We start from the raw sequence: 718 nt of genomic DNA, 5'->3' as shown, positions 1-718 counted from the left end.
GAAGTCGCCAACTTTACCATTGATGCCATCGCTAATGCCAATGTCAATGAAAATTCGGTCTATACTTCGGTGACCCCTAACCTTAGTGGTGATACGCCAATAGGCAATGTGACCTATACCATCAACGGCGGGGCAGATGCGGCGGACTTTACGATCAACGGCACCACCGGTGTGGTCAGCATGGTAGGCAGAGACTTTGAAAGCCCTGCGGATGCCAATACTGACAATGTATATGAAATTGAAATTACCGCTACTGATGACGACAATAACTCGGATACGGAAACCTGGACGGTAACCGTAACCGACCAGATAGAAGTCGCCAACTTTACCATTGATGCCATCGCTAATGCCAATGTCAATGAAAATTCGGTCTATACTTCGGTGACCCCTAACCTTAGTGGTGATACGCCAATAGGCAATGTGACCTATACTATCAGTGGAGGAGCAGATGCGGCAGACTTTACGATCAACGGCACCACCGGTGTGGTCAGCATGGTAGGCAGAGACTTTGAAAGCCCTGCGGATGCCAATACTGACAATGTATATGAAATTGAAATTACCGCTACTGATGAAGATAATAACTCGGATACAGGGACTTGGACGGTAACTGTAAACGATCTGGTAGAAACTATATCGTTTACCATTGATGCCATCGCTAATGCCAATGTCAATGAAAATTCGGTCTATACTTCGGTGACCCCTAACCTTAGTGGTGATA

At 46.2% G+C, this 718-nt stretch carries 1 protein-coding gene; it reads left to right on the top strand.

Annotated features, from left to right (window positions below; translation table 11 throughout):
* Positions 1-718 (top strand): cadherin repeat domain-containing protein (locus FNH22_RS31820; RefSeq protein ID WP_143402577.1); only part of this gene is annotated, 718 nt, incomplete at both ends.

The sequence above is a fragment of the Fulvivirga sp. M361 genome (assembly GCF_007097395.1).
In the GTDB taxonomy this organism is placed as follows: domain Bacteria; phylum Bacteroidota; class Bacteroidia; order Cytophagales; family Cyclobacteriaceae; genus Fulvivirga.
This window is presented reverse-complemented; position numbering and strand designations above follow the sequence as displayed.